The sequence below is a fragment of the Pectobacterium versatile genome (assembly GCF_003932035.1).
Lineage (GTDB): Bacteria > Pseudomonadota > Gammaproteobacteria > Enterobacterales > Enterobacteriaceae > Pectobacterium > Pectobacterium versatile.
The window spans coordinates 4,742,746-4,757,810 of record NZ_CP034276.1 but is presented as its reverse complement, the minus strand read 5'-3'; the positions used below and the strand labels follow the sequence as shown (position 1 = coordinate 4,757,810).

Annotated in this window: 10 protein-coding genes; 8 read left to right on the top strand and 2 right to left on the bottom strand. The window is 50.3% G+C overall.

The window, feature by feature from the left end; all coding sequences use genetic code 11:
* Positions 1-156: 156 nt before the first annotated feature.
* Positions 157-1,527, bottom strand: a complete 1,371-nt coding sequence (gene cpxA / locus EIP93_RS21540) for an envelope stress sensor histidine kinase CpxA (protein ID WP_103862317.1) — start codon at positions 1,525-1,527, stop codon at positions 157-159.
* Entirely contained in the window at positions 1,524-2,222 is a 699-nt protein-coding gene (gene cpxR / locus EIP93_RS21535) for an envelope stress response regulator transcription factor CpxR (RefSeq protein ID WP_010308725.1), read from the bottom strand. The genes cpxA and cpxR overlap by 4 nt, the downstream gene beginning before the upstream one ends.
* Before the next feature lie 153 nt (positions 2,223-2,375).
* On the opposite strand from cpxR, the gene cpxP reads away from it, so the two are divergent.
* The 8 genes from cpxP (at position 2,376) to EIP93_RS21495 (ending at position 14,776) form a co-directional block, all read left to right on the top strand.
* Positions 2,376-2,900: a cell-envelope stress modulator CpxP gene (gene cpxP / locus EIP93_RS21530; protein ID WP_103943770.1), complete on the top strand. Its 525-nt coding sequence runs from the start codon at positions 2,376-2,378 to the stop codon at positions 2,898-2,900.
* A 229-nt stretch (positions 2,901-3,129) separates the two neighbouring features.
* Positions 3,130-3,405 carry a type II toxin-antitoxin system HicA family toxin gene (locus EIP93_RS21525; RefSeq protein WP_103862315.1) on the top strand — a complete coding sequence of 92 codons (276 nt, stop codon included), beginning with the start codon at positions 3,130-3,132 and terminating at the stop codon, positions 3,403-3,405.
* Positions 3,402-3,764, top strand: a complete 363-nt coding sequence (locus tag EIP93_RS21520; RefSeq protein WP_010308714.1) for a type II toxin-antitoxin system HicB family antitoxin — start codon at positions 3,402-3,404, stop codon at positions 3,762-3,764. The genes EIP93_RS21525 and EIP93_RS21520 overlap by 4 nt, the downstream gene beginning before the upstream one ends.
* Positions 3,765-4,024: 260 nt before the next feature.
* Positions 4,025-7,768, top strand: a complete 3,744-nt coding sequence (locus tag EIP93_RS21515; RefSeq protein WP_125233250.1) for a DUF4132 domain-containing protein — start codon at positions 4,025-4,027, stop codon at positions 7,766-7,768.
* Positions 7,769-7,837: 69 nt separating this feature from the next.
* Complete coding sequence (locus EIP93_RS21510; RefSeq protein ID WP_125233249.1) at positions 7,838-8,947, top strand: AAA family ATPase; 1,110 nt, start codon at positions 7,838-7,840, stop codon at positions 8,945-8,947.
* A 59-nt stretch (positions 8,948-9,006) separates the two neighbouring features.
* Entirely contained in the window at positions 9,007-11,559 is a 2,553-nt protein-coding gene (locus EIP93_RS21505; RefSeq protein ID WP_125233248.1) for a DUF5682 family protein, read from the top strand.
* Entirely contained in the window at positions 11,556-12,707 is a 1,152-nt protein-coding gene (locus tag EIP93_RS21500; protein WP_125233247.1) for a VWA domain-containing protein, read from the top strand. Before EIP93_RS21505 ends, EIP93_RS21500 begins: the two co-directional genes overlap by 4 nt.
* Positions 12,704-14,776 carry an SWIM zinc finger family protein gene (locus EIP93_RS21495; protein WP_125233246.1) on the top strand — a complete coding sequence of 691 codons (2,073 nt, stop codon included), beginning with the start codon at positions 12,704-12,706 and terminating at the stop codon, positions 14,774-14,776. Before EIP93_RS21500 ends, EIP93_RS21495 begins: the two co-directional genes overlap by 4 nt.
* Positions 14,777-15,065: the final 289 nt, after the last annotated feature.

Below are 15,065 nucleotides of genomic sequence, written 5' to 3'. Positions count from 1 at the left end.
TTCGGCATGAGTGGCGATCACTCTACGCAATCGCCTAAAAAACTCAATCCAGTATAACCTTGAGAAGATAAACAGAAAGTGACAGGTGCCCATGTCGGGCACCTGAGAGCGTGTTATAGAGGGAAACGTCGGTGGTGGGAAAATAGCCTGCCTGATTTACCGTTGATGCAACGGCAGCCAGATGATCAGTCGTAATCCGCCCAGTGGACTGTCTTCCGCTTTTACCCAGCCTTTGTGCTGTGTAATGGCGGTTTCCACAATGGCGAGCCCTAAACCACTGCCGCCGGATTCGCGGTCACGCGCTTCATCCGTACGGTAGAAGGGGCGGAAAATCTGTTCGCGATCTTCCGGGCTCACGCCGGGGCCATCGTCATCCACTTTGATGGTGATGCCCTGATTATCCACCGAGAAGGCCACTTCGATGTGGTTGTGAGAATAACGCAGCGCATTGCGCACGATATTTTCCAGCGCACTGTCGAGAGAGGCAGGGTTGCCAAAGAGCGTCCACGGCCCCGGAGGATAGGGCACTTCCAGCGTTTTCCCCATCTGCTCGGCTTCAAAGGCGGCATCGTCCAGCACATTGCCCCACAGTTCATCGGCACGCAGGAACTCGCGGGTTAGCTCGTTCTTGTGCTGATTGCGTGAGAGCACCAGCAGATCGTTAATCATGCTGTCGAGCCGCTGGGTTTCTGTTGCGATGCGGTTCAGTTCATTGCCCTCACCCTGACGTCGACGCAGCAGCGCCGTCGCCAGTTGCAAACGTGTCAGCGGCGTGCGCAACTCATGGGAAATGTCCGACAGCAGACGTTGCTGTGCGGTGACCATCCGCTCCAATGCGCTGACCATCTGGTTAAAGCTGACGCCCGTCGCCTGAAACTCCTGCGGACCAGATTCCAGCTCAGGGCGCTGGCGTAAATTGCCTTTGGCGACTTCGTCGGCAGCATGTTTGAGCTTACGTGCGGGTTTCGCCAGACTCCAGGCAAGCCAGAGCAGTAGCGGTGAGCTGATCAGCATGGTGAAGATTAGCAGCAGCAAAGGACGGTCAAACAGCAGACTAATGAAATCGGACTGCGGACTGCTGGCAGGACGAATCAGATAAAGTTGGTAGTTGTCATCACCATCGCGGATCGCAAAGGGGCCAAGAAGCTCAATGCGGCCGTAATTTTTCTTTTGCGGATGATCGGCGTTATCCGACAGCCCGATAAAATTACGCACAATCGGGGTTTCATGCTTCTCTACGCCGAAGATCCGACCTTCACTGGTAACCAGAAAAAGGCGCTGTCCCGGCGGAGCCCACTTCTCCAATACCCAGAACAGCCGTAGCCACCAGCGCAGATCGTTGGCTGGCGTGTTGGCGAGGTCCGCTTCAATGTGTTGTTCCAGCATGATGCCCTGCCGCTGCTCGTTTTCCAGCAAGGCGGTAAGCTGGCGCGAGTCCAGCTTGGGCACCATCAGAACCAGCATGAGTACCAACGCCAGCGTTAACCAAAAAATGGCAAAAATACGAGCGGTCAAACTATTGATCATGCAGCCGATACCATCAAATAGCCTCGTCCACGCAGCGTTTTAAACCAAGGCAGACCGTCCTTGCGCTCTGGCAACTTACGTCGCAGGTTCGAGATATGCATATCGATCGCGCGGTCAAACGGTGTCAGCCGTTTCCCCAGCACTTCCTGACTTAAATGCTCGCGGGAAACTACCTGCCCCAGCCGCTGTGCCAGCAGATAGAGCAGCGTGAATTCTGTGCCCGTCAGATCCAGCACGATATCGTCAAAGCTGGCTTCCTGCCGTCCGGGGTTCAGACGCAGGCCATCGACTTCCAGCGTCGGGGCGCTGTTATCGCCTGCCTGCTGTTGATCGGTCCAGTTGGAACGGCGAAGAATCGCGCGAATTCGCGCCACCAGTTCTCGGTCATTAAAGGGCTTCGGCAGATAATCATCGGCACCCAGTTCCAAGCCAAGAACGCGGTCTAATTCACTGCCGCGGGCGGTCAGCATAATGACCGGTGTTTGATGCTGTTGTCGTAGTTCTTTTAATGTATCGATACCGTTTTTCTTCGGCATCATCACATCCAGTAATAACAGGTCAATGGTGTTATCTAATATCTGTAACGCCTGCTCGCCGTCGTAGGCGACAACGACGTTAAAACCTTCCATTTCGAGCAATTCTTTCAGTAAAGCGGTCAGCTCTCTATCGTCATCAACCAGCAGAATTTTATTCATGTTTTCTCTACCTCCAAGGGCAAAATACGACATAGATTAGCGCTATTCCATGACTTTACGTAGTTTTACATCCTCTGACGCATGTTTGCAGCAAGATGCGTAGACTCCTGTTCATTGATTCACAAAATGACGTACCGCACTGGAGAGTTATTGATGCAACAGTTCGCAACCTTATCTCTTGCTTCACTGCTTATGTTAGGCACTTTTACCGCCTTTGCAGCAGAAAGTGGAGACGCCCCGGCGAGCGGCTGGCATATCGATGATTCCGCCACAAAAGGCGCACCCGGCCAGCAAGGTATGTTCGATGGCGTGAGGCTGACTGAGCAACAGCGTCAGCAAATGCGTGATTTGATGCACCAGAGTCGTCAGGACAAACCGGCGTTTAATGCCGAAGATGTTAAAGCCATGCATAAGCTGGTGACGGCAGAAACGTTTGATGAAGCGGCGGTGCGAGCGCAGATAACCCGAATGATGAGTGTGCAGCTTGAGCGTCAGATTCAGATGACCCGAGTGCGCAACCAAATGTATAACCTGCTGACGCCAGCGCAGAAAGAGATACTAGAGCTGAAGCATAAGCAACGCATGAAAGAGATGCAGCAGCAGATATCCATGTTTAACCAGATGGCCGCTCCAGCACCAGGCACGACAAGCCATGCCGAGACAAAGAATCCCGAGTAGTAGCGCTAGTGTAGTCTGTAGGAAATGTAGTGCAGTCCGAGTAGTAATGTGTAGTAGGTACACACCCTGTTTTTCCTTGCCATAGACACCATCCCTGTCTTTTTGCCCTCCATGATGGAGGGCTTTTTTTTGGGATTTTTCAGGCATATGGCGTGTTTTGACTTCATCATTTGACTTCATATTGGCGGGGTCTATACTGACTTCAGTAAATGACATCATGGAATCGGTCATGCAGGGAAAAATAGCCAGCCTACGAAAGAAGCAGCGGGAAACACTGAGCCACATTTTCAAAACACCAGTACTTTCAGGTGTTAAATGGTCGAGTATTGAGTCACTCGTTACTGCGTTAGGCGGTGAAATTAAGGAAGGTAGCGGGTCACGAGTGCGATTTTTATTGAACGGGAGTATCGCCCGGTTCCATCGTCCTCATCCGTCACCGGATACTGATAAAGGTGCCCTGGTTAGCCTGCGTGAATGGCTGGAAAGTATAGGAGTAAAACCATGACGAAAGCACTCAACACACCAAATACGATGGTTGTTTCTGGACAACCTGCCATTATCAGTTACGTACCGGAAATTGGTATGTTTCGTGGTAAGTTTATTGGCTTATCTGGCTACTGTGATTTTGTCGCCGACAGTATTAATGGCTTGAGAAGCGAGGGTGAAATTTCGCTACGCGAATATCTGGAAGACTGTCAGGAAAATGGCATTGAACCTTACGAGCGTGAAGAGAAGGTGAAAACATTCACCCTCCGTTACCCTGAATCATTCGGGGAACGACTGACCATTGCGGCCGCTGAACGTCACATTTCAGTGAATACGTTTATTGTTGAAACGCTTAGCGAACACCTGAAACAGGCTTGACAATATCCCGCTTCGGCGGGTTTTTTTTATCTGAAAGTAACCACATAATTCTTGATGTTTTCATTAATATTGCGATATTTTCAACCAATTCTATTTTCACCTAAAATTTTGGATAAGATTCAAATAAATTGGATTTATTCACTATATAAGTCACAATAAGCGAAATTAAAATTTGTAAAAAAAGATGAATTTTGAAATTGAGAATAATCACAAATCATGTTAAAAAATTACTGTTTATCTATACATAACCAGGTGCTGACATGATAAAAAAATTATTCGATCTGTTACCGATTTTTGGTGATAAGAAAGTAACGCCGACGGAAACGTTGCTGCAAGAATCTCTCTTGCCGCTTGCAGAACTTGATAAAACGTTGCCGAAGAAAATATTTCATTATGTCATGATGGGCACCGAACCTGAGGTTCTCTATGCCTTAAATCAGTTAGATTCTGATAAAACAGTCGTCCTTCTGGACAAGCCGGGCTCGGTTGACTGGTACTATGTTCAAAATAACAGTTTTAATTCCAGTGAATATAGTAAAATAATCAGGAAGGCAAGTAATGCGCGTTATAAACTCTATTCCATGGTAGGCCAAGGATTAACAAACGAACAAACGGTACGCTTTGCGAAAGTATTAGCTGCGGCATGTCAGAATAAAAATATAAAAATAATAACTGACGAAGTACCAAATTGGATGGTTTATTTGCTCTGTGATGCGCTGGCCACTACGTTGAAAAGCACATCTAATGAAAAGCTGAAATTAAAGCACCGTGCTGACTGGAGTGTTCAACTTCTCGCTGACCTGGTGGCTAGTGAACAGCATGATGAGAAAGGCGAGAATATTTTATTTGCTATTTTTGATCGGAAGGAAATAGGTGAATACTATAGCTCGGAGTTAGCGCTTTTCTTTGAACTCCCTGATTTACAGATATACATTGAGCATCATGCGCAGTTTGTTCGTACAACATTGGTTGAAAAGCTTTCTGCATCCGGGGTGGTTCAGTTTCTGAAGTATTTGTCCGAGCGGGAAACACTGCGCGTTTTGTTCTCAGATGTGATTGTTAAGTTGGCAATAGATCAAAAAAAGACGGTACGTGTTGAAGCTGAGCCGCTGCTAAACATTCTTCCTGCTGACGATGTTAAAGCCCATTTAAGCGATATCCTATTTAACGGAACGCCAAAACAGCGCTCTCAGGCTGCCGATCTCTTTGCCCGTCAAGGCGAAAATAAAGATATTTTAGAACGCGCCTTACAGCTAGAAAAAAGTAAAGCCGTCATAAAAAATATTGAGAGTGCGATGACGCGTTTTGACGTTGTCGATACGGCACAAGATATTGAATTTCCTGAATTACCCGAGCTAACGGTGCTTGTTGATACGCCGCTGCCTGAAAGCGCAAGAGATATTCTTGTCGAAAATTTTATCGAGATGCTGGAAAAAGCACGAGTCAGTGCTGAAAAAGAGATAGCTGAGAATGCATCGAGCCTGAATAAATATACATGGGCACAAAAATATTATAAAGAATTCCAAAAAATCACCGTCGAACACTGCCGTACCTTGATCGACGTATTGAATACTGACGATGTTCGTCTGTCTAAAGAAGATATGAGTATTATTCAATATAAAAAGCGCATCAGAAATCTTCCTGATTTTACGCTTTATCATGCTATGAGGATTATTTCAAATAATAAAAAAAACAACCTCAGTTTAAATGAATATCAAATGGAAAGTGAAATTCCATTTCATATTATTGCGACATTAGAATTACGTCAGCTTGAAAATGTTTTACAAAAATTAGCCTGCCGTGACCCCTCACGAGTAGTCGCTGCGCTCTGTTTAGAGACTTATCATAATGGGCTGAAGATCTTTTCTAAATCGGAGCAACTCTGGCCATTTTTCTCTCTCTATCCCGATTATATTGCAGAGGCGTTAGGCCTATTGCCTAATAAGAGCGATAGCCAATATAGAAAATTTGAATTAAGCCATGCCTTTGAGTTGCTCGGTAAATTCCCTGCTATCCCCGCGCAGTTTATTCCACGCATTATGGAACTGGCGTTAGGCGAGAATAAAACGTTCCGCGTGAGTGCGCAGAAGTTGCTTGAAAAATTGCCGAACGTGCATGTGAATGCGCAGGAAAGCCTACATTCCGCGAAACAAGAAATCCGTATTACCACGATTGAATGGCTTGCGCGGATAAAACATAAAGACAGCATCGCGCCGCTTTATGCGTTGTTAAAAAAAGAGAAGAGAGAAACCGTCCGTGCCGCATTGCTGGCGGCGTTAGAGCAGTTTGGTGAGGATATTTCGCCGTATTTGTCCGAAAAGGTATTGCATGACGAAGCGTTGAAGGGATTGAAAGCAAGCCCGCCTGCGAGCATGAGCTGGTTTGACTATAACGCGATACCGCCATTGAAATGGGAAAACGGCAAGGCCGTCGATGCCGACATTATCAAATGGTGGATCATTCTGGCGGTGAAATTAAAAATGCCCGCAGGTAACACGTTATTGCAACGCTATGTCGGGTTATTAGCCAAAGAGAGCCAGCATAAGTTGGGCCACTTTATTCTACATGCGTTTATCACGCAGGATGTAAAAAACCCGTCGCTGGAAGACGCGATGTTGGAAGCGCATAAGGATGCGCCCGCACGTTTAAAAACGTATCAGTACTATCTTGAGCGTTACCCTGAGTATTACCAAAAATATGAGCATTACACGCTGGAACAGGCGGCTGAGGAAATAAAGAATGAAGTCTTGCGGCGCTATTTAGGTTCTGCCATCGCGGATAAAGGTATGTTGGCGTTGATTGGTCGTATCGAGGGCCATGTTGCCGTCTCCGCATTACGCAATTACACACGTGACCATTATCAGCGTCGTTCACAGATTGAAGCGATGATCAGCGCGATGGCGATTAGCGACGACCCGCTCATTATCCAATTGTTACTCTCACTTTCTCGCCGCTACCGTACCGCGGCGATTCAGGAAAAGGCGCGTGAGCTAGTCAAAGAGATTGCCGACCGCAATGGCTGGAGCGCTGATGAGCTGGCCGACCGCACGATCCCTACGGCGGGGTTGGATGAAACGGGCACGCTGGTGCTGGAATACGGCGAGCGGACCTTTACCGCACGCATGGACAGCAAACAGAAGCTGGTGCTCCTGAACCCAGAAGGCAAAGAGATTAAAGCCCTGCCTGCGGCGCGTAAAACGGATAACGAAGAGCAGATAAAAGAAGCGAAAAAGCTATTCTCATCAAGCAAACAAGAGCTGAAACAGGTGATCGACCTGCAAACTGCACGCTTGTATGAATCGATGTGTGCTCAGCGCCAATGGTCGAGTGAGGACTGGCAGACTTACATCATGGGTCACCCTGTGATGCGTCCGTTAATCGAGCGTCTGGTGTGGCAAGAAGTGAAAGATGAGCAGGTGCTCAATACCTTCCGGCCGACGGATGACGGTTGCTTACTTAATCTTGAAGACGACGAGGTGGAATTATCGGACGGCACGATGATTCAGCTTGCGCATGCCGCCATTGTCGATAACGAGACGCGTGAAGCCTGGCTCGCGCACTTTAAGGATTATAAAGTGACGTTCTTGTTCTCGCAGATGGTGAACATGCTGCCTGAACTCGATCGTAAACTGGTTGAAATTGAGGATAAAAAAGGGTGGTTGACCGATACGTTCACGTTGCGCGGCGTCTTAACCAAGATGGGATACCAGCGTGCGCCAGCGGAAGATGGCGGGTCGTTTAATCATTATTATAAGCATTTCAGTAGTTTGAATGTGTACGTCAATATTGGGTTTAGCGGTAGCTACGTGCCAGAAGAAAATATTCCAGCGGTCTTGTTTGATTTGAGCTTTGAGAAAAATCAGCAAAATTATTGGGATCGTAACAATCTGGCATTACAGGATGTCCCGCCCATTTTACTGGCAGAAAGCTATGCCGATTACCTGAAAGTTGCAGAAGCCTGCTCGGGATACGATGCCGACTGGGAAAGCAAAACGCCTTGGTAATCCGCTTATGGAGCCAGTACACCTTGTGCTGGCTTCGTTCATTATTTTGTGGCGAACAGAGACACGAACATGGAAAAACACTCACCGACAGCCAACGATGTGCTGCGTCAACATGCTGAAATTCGCTTTGCGGATGAATTAGCACGCCTGACCACAGCAGACGAAAAGAACCCGAAGCCGCAGGGTTGGCTGCGTTCACCCCGTGCGGTACGCCAGTTTATTCTGGGTGATGAGGCCTTAGATATTTCCGCGAAATTTTTTGGCGATAATGCGCTGGTCGATCGGGCGATTGTGACGCTGCTGGGGAAACAGGGATTGATGCTGGTTGGCGAGCCCGGAACCGCAAAATCCATGCTGTCTGAGCTGTTTGCTGCGGCGATCTCGGGAGATTCTGGCCTGACCATTCAAGGTACGGCGGGAACAACGGAAGACCATATCAAGTACTCATGGAACTATGCGCTGCTGCTTGCTGAAGGCCCCACCGAGCGCGCGCTTATCGGTTCACCGCTCTATCAGGGGATGGTGCAGGGCAGGATTGTCCGTTTTGAGGAAATCACCCGCTGCCCGCCGGAAATACAAGATGTCCTGGTCTCTTTGATGTCTGAAAAACAGCTGATGATTCCTGAAATGGGTGAGCAAGGGCGGATCAGTGCCAAGCCCGGTTTTAACCTGATTGGTACGGCGAACCTGCGCGATCGCGGCGTACATGAAATGTCAGCCGCATTAAAACGGCGCTTTAACTTTGAAACCGTGAGGCCGATTCAAGACCCTGAATTCGAAATTGAGCTTATTCAAACGCAGCTTACGCGTGAATTGGGCGATCTGGCTGCGCTTGTCACCGTGCCACCGAGCGTCATTGAACTGCTGGTGACCACATTTCAGGAACTGCGCTCGGGCAATACGCGTGACGGGGGCAGCATCAAAACGCCAGATGCGGTGATGTCGAGTGCGGAAGCGGTCAACATTGCCTATGCCTCCGCGCTTGAGGCGCATTATCTGGGCGATAGCACGTTGAATGCAGGCGCCATCGCCCGCCAGATTATCGGTGTGGTATTAAAAGATAATCCTGACGATGCAAAACGTATGCGCTACTACGTTGATAACGTGGCGCGAGAAAGGGCCAAAAGCAGCGATGACTGGAAAGCGTTTTATGATGCCTCACGACAGTTTTGGAAGTAAGGCCGTGGCCAATTGTTGTTGATGATTTCACGGACACTTTTTCAGGAGGAAACGCGCTGGTGAGTCTTTCGAACATCGTATTGCCCGCACGGATGGAACAGGCGCTGGCAACATGGGATTTTTTGCAGTCGCAGCAGATCTATTTTGCGCCGGTTCGCCACCATAGCCCAGCTTGTGCCTACGGCCTGCTGTCATTGATTGATGATATCCAGCCCGATCACATTCTGATTGAGGCACCGGTCAGTTTTAATCACCTGTTGCCCGATTTGCTTCATCCTGACGCGAAGCCCCCTATCGCGGTGATGGGGCAGGCTGACTTTCAAGCCCGCGAGTCGCAAGAGGGCGAAACGCCGCAAGCGACCACGCGCAGTGCTTTTTTCCCTTTTTGTGACTACTCGCCTGAATGGGTTGCGCTGCACGCGGGGCGCAGTCACAACGCAACACTGCGCTTTATTGATTTGCCGTGGGTTGAGCAAATCGCGATTGAGGAACGTCAGAATGACGCCAGTCAGAGCCTGCAAGCGGAGCGTTATCTCGCCCACAGCCAGTTCATTTCGGCACTCGCAAAAAAATGCTATTGCCGCGATCACGATGACTTGTGGGAGCACTTATTTGAATTACGTTCGATTGAGGCACTGACCGACTGGCAACAGCTTTTCCGCGATACGCTGGTCTGGTGTGCGTTGGCTCGACTGGACTATGAGCCTCAGGTTTTGGAAGCGGAGGGATCTGCACAGCGTGAGGCGCATATGCTCGCCGCTATCATGCAGGTTCGTGCTGAACATCCAACGGGGAAAATTCTGGTCGTGACTGGGGGGTTTCATTCACTGGCGCTGCTCGAAGGGCTGTCTCACGACGCTAAATCGTTCAATGCCTTCACGGATGCTGCGAAGAAGCAGTACCAAAAACAGCTGAAGCAGGCGGAAAAAGACAGTGCGTGGTTAATCCGCTACAGCTTTGACCGATTAGATGCGCTCAATGGGTATGCCTCCGGCATGCCTGCGCCTGCGTACTATCAGCGAAGCTGGCAAATGCTCATGGCGCAGCGGGGCGATAAAACGGGGCGAACGCTCACGACGCAGGAACACCGCAATAACATGGGGATGCGTTTTTTGTCTGAGGTTGCCAGCCTGCTCCGTGCTAAATCTTTTGACGATCCCCCCAGCTATATCACGGTAAAAAATGCGGTAGAGCAGAGTGTTCGCTTAGCGGCATTGCGCGGGCATGAAGGCCCAGGTCGTTATGATCTGCTGGATGGGCTACAAAGTAGTTTTATCAAAGGCAGTATTGATGATGCGCAAAGCGATCTGTGGCTTGAGATCAAAAAGGCGTTCTCCGGCCATGCGTTAGGGCAAATCCCAGCAGGCAGTGCGACACCTCCGCTGGTTGATGAAACCTATCGATTAGCGAAATATCATCGCTTTAAGCTTGATGACACGCTCGTCAAACTGAGCCGTTTGGATATCTATCGCAACCCGCAGCATCGTGCCCGCAGCCGCTTTCTTCATCTGTTGAGCTTCCTTGAAGTGGGTTTTGCAACGCGCAGTAATGGCCCTGATTTTTTGGGTGGTCACAATCTCGATCTGCTATTTGAAGAGTGGCACTATGCGTGGACACCGTCGATCGAAGGGCGATTGATTACGCTCTCGGAGAAGGGAAGCCAGCTCGAAGCGATTGCCATCGATAAATTACTCTATTTGGAAAAGCAGTTAGAGGAACAGGGGCAGAATCGGTCGAGCAAGAATGCGGTGCGTGTGCTGATTCAGGCGGCGCTGTTGGGATTACCGTCGCGTGTAGCCGGGCTATTCCGTTTATTGCATGATGATATACATAACGATTTTCGGTTAAGTTCGCTCGTGGAATGCGGGCATAGCCTGATTCATCTCTGGCGCGGGCGTGACTTTCTTGGCTTACGCAATCAGCCTGAGTTAACTCAGCTGCTGTTTAAGCTGGTTCCACAGACGTTGTTTTGCTTACCGACCATCACCGCGGGCGATGAGTCACAGCAGGAAGAACATTTTACTGCATTGCTTGCCTTGCGTGAGCTGATTGAATTTATGCCTACGCTCGATCCCTCCAGTACTGCCAGCCGCGATTTTTACCACCAATTGCAGCAGATCGCCCCAGCGTTAAAGGACGTGCCTTTGTTAAAAGGCGCGGTTGATGCGCTGCGCTATCTCGGTGATGAAATTGATGAGCAAACGCTTGATGACCATCTATCGAACGTCTTTAGTCAGGGCAGCGACCCTGAGCAGGCGGTTCGCTATTTTGTGGGGTTAATGCGTGCCGCCCCTGAGCTCATTATCAAAACCCCGCGTTTGGTCGATAAGTTAAATGCGCTGATGTCGCAGTGGGATGATGATCGTTTTCTGCATGTGTTGCCCGACTTGCGCTTTGCCTTCAGCCAACTCACTCCGAAGCAGAATGCAACGTTAGCGAACTATATCGCTGAACAATGTGGTTTCTCTGAGCCGGAAATGCATCTTTGGCAAACGGATTTCACGGAACAGGAACTGCTACAGACGATGCAGTTAAACCAAAAGCTGAAACAGCAGCTGGCGGAAAACGATTTACTGTCATGGTATGAAAAAGAGAAGGGTGCAGCCCGATGAGTGCGCAAGATCCGCAGTCTGATGATAAAGAAAAAAACGGCAAACGCTGGCGATTGATTCTGGGCCACTATGCCGACGAGGCATTAGGTAAAGCGGCCTTTGACGCACATGACCTGAAAGTCGAGCGTACTCTGGATTATCTCTATCGCCGTGAATATCAGCGTCGTGGGCTTAAGCAGGAAGGAGGACGGCACGGCTCTTTGGATCAGTCTCAGCTAACGGCGGTTAACTGGCTCAATCAGGCGCGTAAATTGTTCCCCAGCAGCACGTTTGAACGAATGCAATCGCAAGCGATTTCACGCTATGAAATCTCGCATTTATTCAACGACCCGCAGGCTCTGCAAGCGATGGAGCCCACGCCCGCGCTCGCTAAGGCGTTATTGAGTTTACGGGGACGGATGAATGAAGAAACGCGAGAAGCGGTACGCGACATTATTCGCAAGGTGGTCGATGAGATATTACGCACGCTGAGGCCGACGTTTACGAATGCGCTCACCGGTCGCCGGAATCGATTCCGACGTTCACCGATTCCCAGCAGTCAAAATTTCGACTGGCGTGCCACGATTGCAGCCAATCTTAAGCATTTTGATCGTGAGAAGAATCGGCTGGTCATTGAAACACCGCATTTTAATTCACGCATGCAGCGGCATATGCCGTGGGATGTCATTTTGTGCGTCGACCAAAGTGCTTCGATGTCCAGTTCAGTGATGTACGCGGCGGTCTGCGCCAGCATTCTGGCGGCATTGCCTGCGGTACGGGTTTCACTGATTGTATTTGATACACAGGTGGTTGATTTATCGCATCTTGCCCACGATCCGGTTGACGTGTTGATGACGGTGCAACTGGGGGGCGGAACGAATATTGCGAAGGCCATGCAGTACTGCGAACAGCAAGTACAAAACCCGAAACGCACCATCGTGACGTTAATCAGCGATTTTGAAGAAGGCGGGGCGCTGAATCGCCTGCTCAGCTGCGTGCAGCGCATGCACAGCCAGCAGATCACGCTGTTAGGGCTTGCGGCGCTTGATGATGCCGCACAGCCAGTATACGACACCGCAATCGGGCAAAAATTGGCCGACCGCGGCATGCATGTTGCGGCGCTGACGCCGGAGCACTTTGCGCAGTGGCTGGCGGAGGTGATGCGATGAGCTGGCAATCCCTTTATCTGAATTATGATGACGATGCGCTGAGCGTTTTTGCGAATGTCGGTTTGCTGCGCCGGGCAAAAAAAGATCTGGCTGGCGACAAAGTGACGTTGGTAACGGACGCTGAGCAAGAAGGGCATTTTGTCAGCGATGGTCAGCAGGTGGTGCTGAATGCGCAGGGAATACAAACCGCGCGGTGCGATTGTTCAGCCTCAGGCTGCTGTAAGCACATTTTGGCGGCGGTGCTGTGGTTACAAGACCATGCTGAACGTGGTGCGGAACAGACCAAAGCCCCATCTGAGGAAGCCACGGCAAAACCAATAGACGTGCTCGCCGAGATCTTACAGCTTGATCCTGATGCGCTAATGAAGCAGGTCGGCAAAGGGCAAACGCGGCATGCCGCGCGATTTGTACAGATGTGGGCAGAAGAGCCAGTGAGGACAGAATCCCTGTCGAGCCAGCTTAAAATTCACCTGCCGACGCTGGAAAGTCCCGTTATCTATCTGGCTGGGGCGGGATTTGCTGGCATGTTGTCGGATTTCTTGCGGGAGAAGCAGCCTGCCTTGCATCTTGCCGCCATTGCCTGCCTCTTTGCCGCCAATCAGCGCGTCTGGCCGTGGCCCGAGGATTGTCTGGTTCAGGAAACACAGGTGCGGGCGCTCCATGCCGATGAGCGTGCGCTGATGGCTACGCTTAATGCGTTTATTCAGGACATCATGAATCAGGGGCTTTCGCACATCAGTAAAAGCAGTGCGCGACAGCTTCACTTGCTGAATATGTCCGCGCGTGCGGAAGGACTCCCCCGGCTGGCGGGCTACCTGCGCAATGTGAGCGGACAGGTCGGTCTATTGGCGGACAGGCATTACAGTCTGGAAGAGCGTGATGTGCTGCTGTTCATTGCCCGTCTGTCGGCGTATCTATACCAGCTTGAGCAGGCGACGCCTGAGCGCTTGCTGCACCTGCGTGGGCAGGTACGGCGGCAGTATCAACAACAGCCTGAAGCCTTATCGCTTGTACCATTGGGCGCGCAGTGGTGGGCCACCGAAGGCGGTGCGCGCGGTGCCACATTTTCATTTTGGGATAGTGAAAACCAGCAATTAGTGCACTGTACGCAAGCGCGGGCCGATTACCATGATGTGACGTTTAGCCAGCAGGGCGTATGGCAGGGGCAGGCCATGTGGAAACAGCTGGGCGAACACATCATGCGCGCTCCCTTTACGCTGCACCATCCGCGTTTTTCTGACGATGGGAAATTGGCCGCAGGCGGTGACAGTTACGCGAATCTTGAGGGCTCGCCGTGGCCTGCCGTCGCCTATGCGCAGTGTAAATCGACGTGCGGCATTGCCGACTGGTCGCAGCTGTTTCACTATTTTGAGCAAGAGAATCAGGATTACCCACAGCCTCTGCTGCTGCATGTAAACCGCTATGAACCTGTCGTCTGGAATGAGGTGGAACAGCGTGTGGTCTGGCCGATTTTTGATGATGCGGATAATGCGCTGTATCTGAGCTTAAACTGGGAAAAAACGCAGCATCAGCGCATAGACAGGCTCAAACAGGCCACTCAGCAAAAGTGGGCTATTGTAGCGGTGCTGGTTCAGCCCCGTCGTCGTGGGAATGACATTGATCTCCATCCCTATTCTCTCCTGGTGAGTGATGGCAGCGTGGTGACCGCGTTTTGTTTAGATTTTCAGACCATCAAGACCAAGAAAACCGTGCCCAGTTTTATTAGCCATATTCAAACGCTATTTGCGGAGAGAAAGCAGCGTAAAACGGTGCAGCGCCCCTTGCCCACGCTGGCACAGCGGGTTTGTCACCCGATTCTTGATGTGCTGGACGCGCAGGCCTGCACCGGACGTCGGTATTTAACCTCAACGCAAAGAGATCAGTTACAACACAGCATGAAAACGGCCAATGAGCTGGGCTTAACGCTCGTCGAAAATGCATTATCGCGCTATTTAGCGCAACCCCAGCCGGAAGTGGAGAGCCTGCTGCGGATCGTCTTTCTTTGCGACAGGCTTCAGCGTTTTCAAAACGGGTTGCCGATCGCGCTACGCCAATCGTCATCTGCGTAGCACTTTTCCCGACAGAGAACAGGAGAGAGGCGGAGTAAGAAGGGCACGAAAAAGACAGCGTAAGGGAGTAGTAAAGCGTAGAATATGAGCACCAAAAATGATGCTCATGAATGTTCCCTTACCTGTCTTCAGGCTTTTGGCTGACATCCTCATAAAAGCACGCTGAAACACCCTTGGCCGCTCGCCGATTACACGGTGATGTCATACTTTCCCTGTACCATTGCTTCATCGCGTTAGCCTCTGCCACGACAGGGGGCGCATTCTTTTATTTTAACTTTTGATATCAATA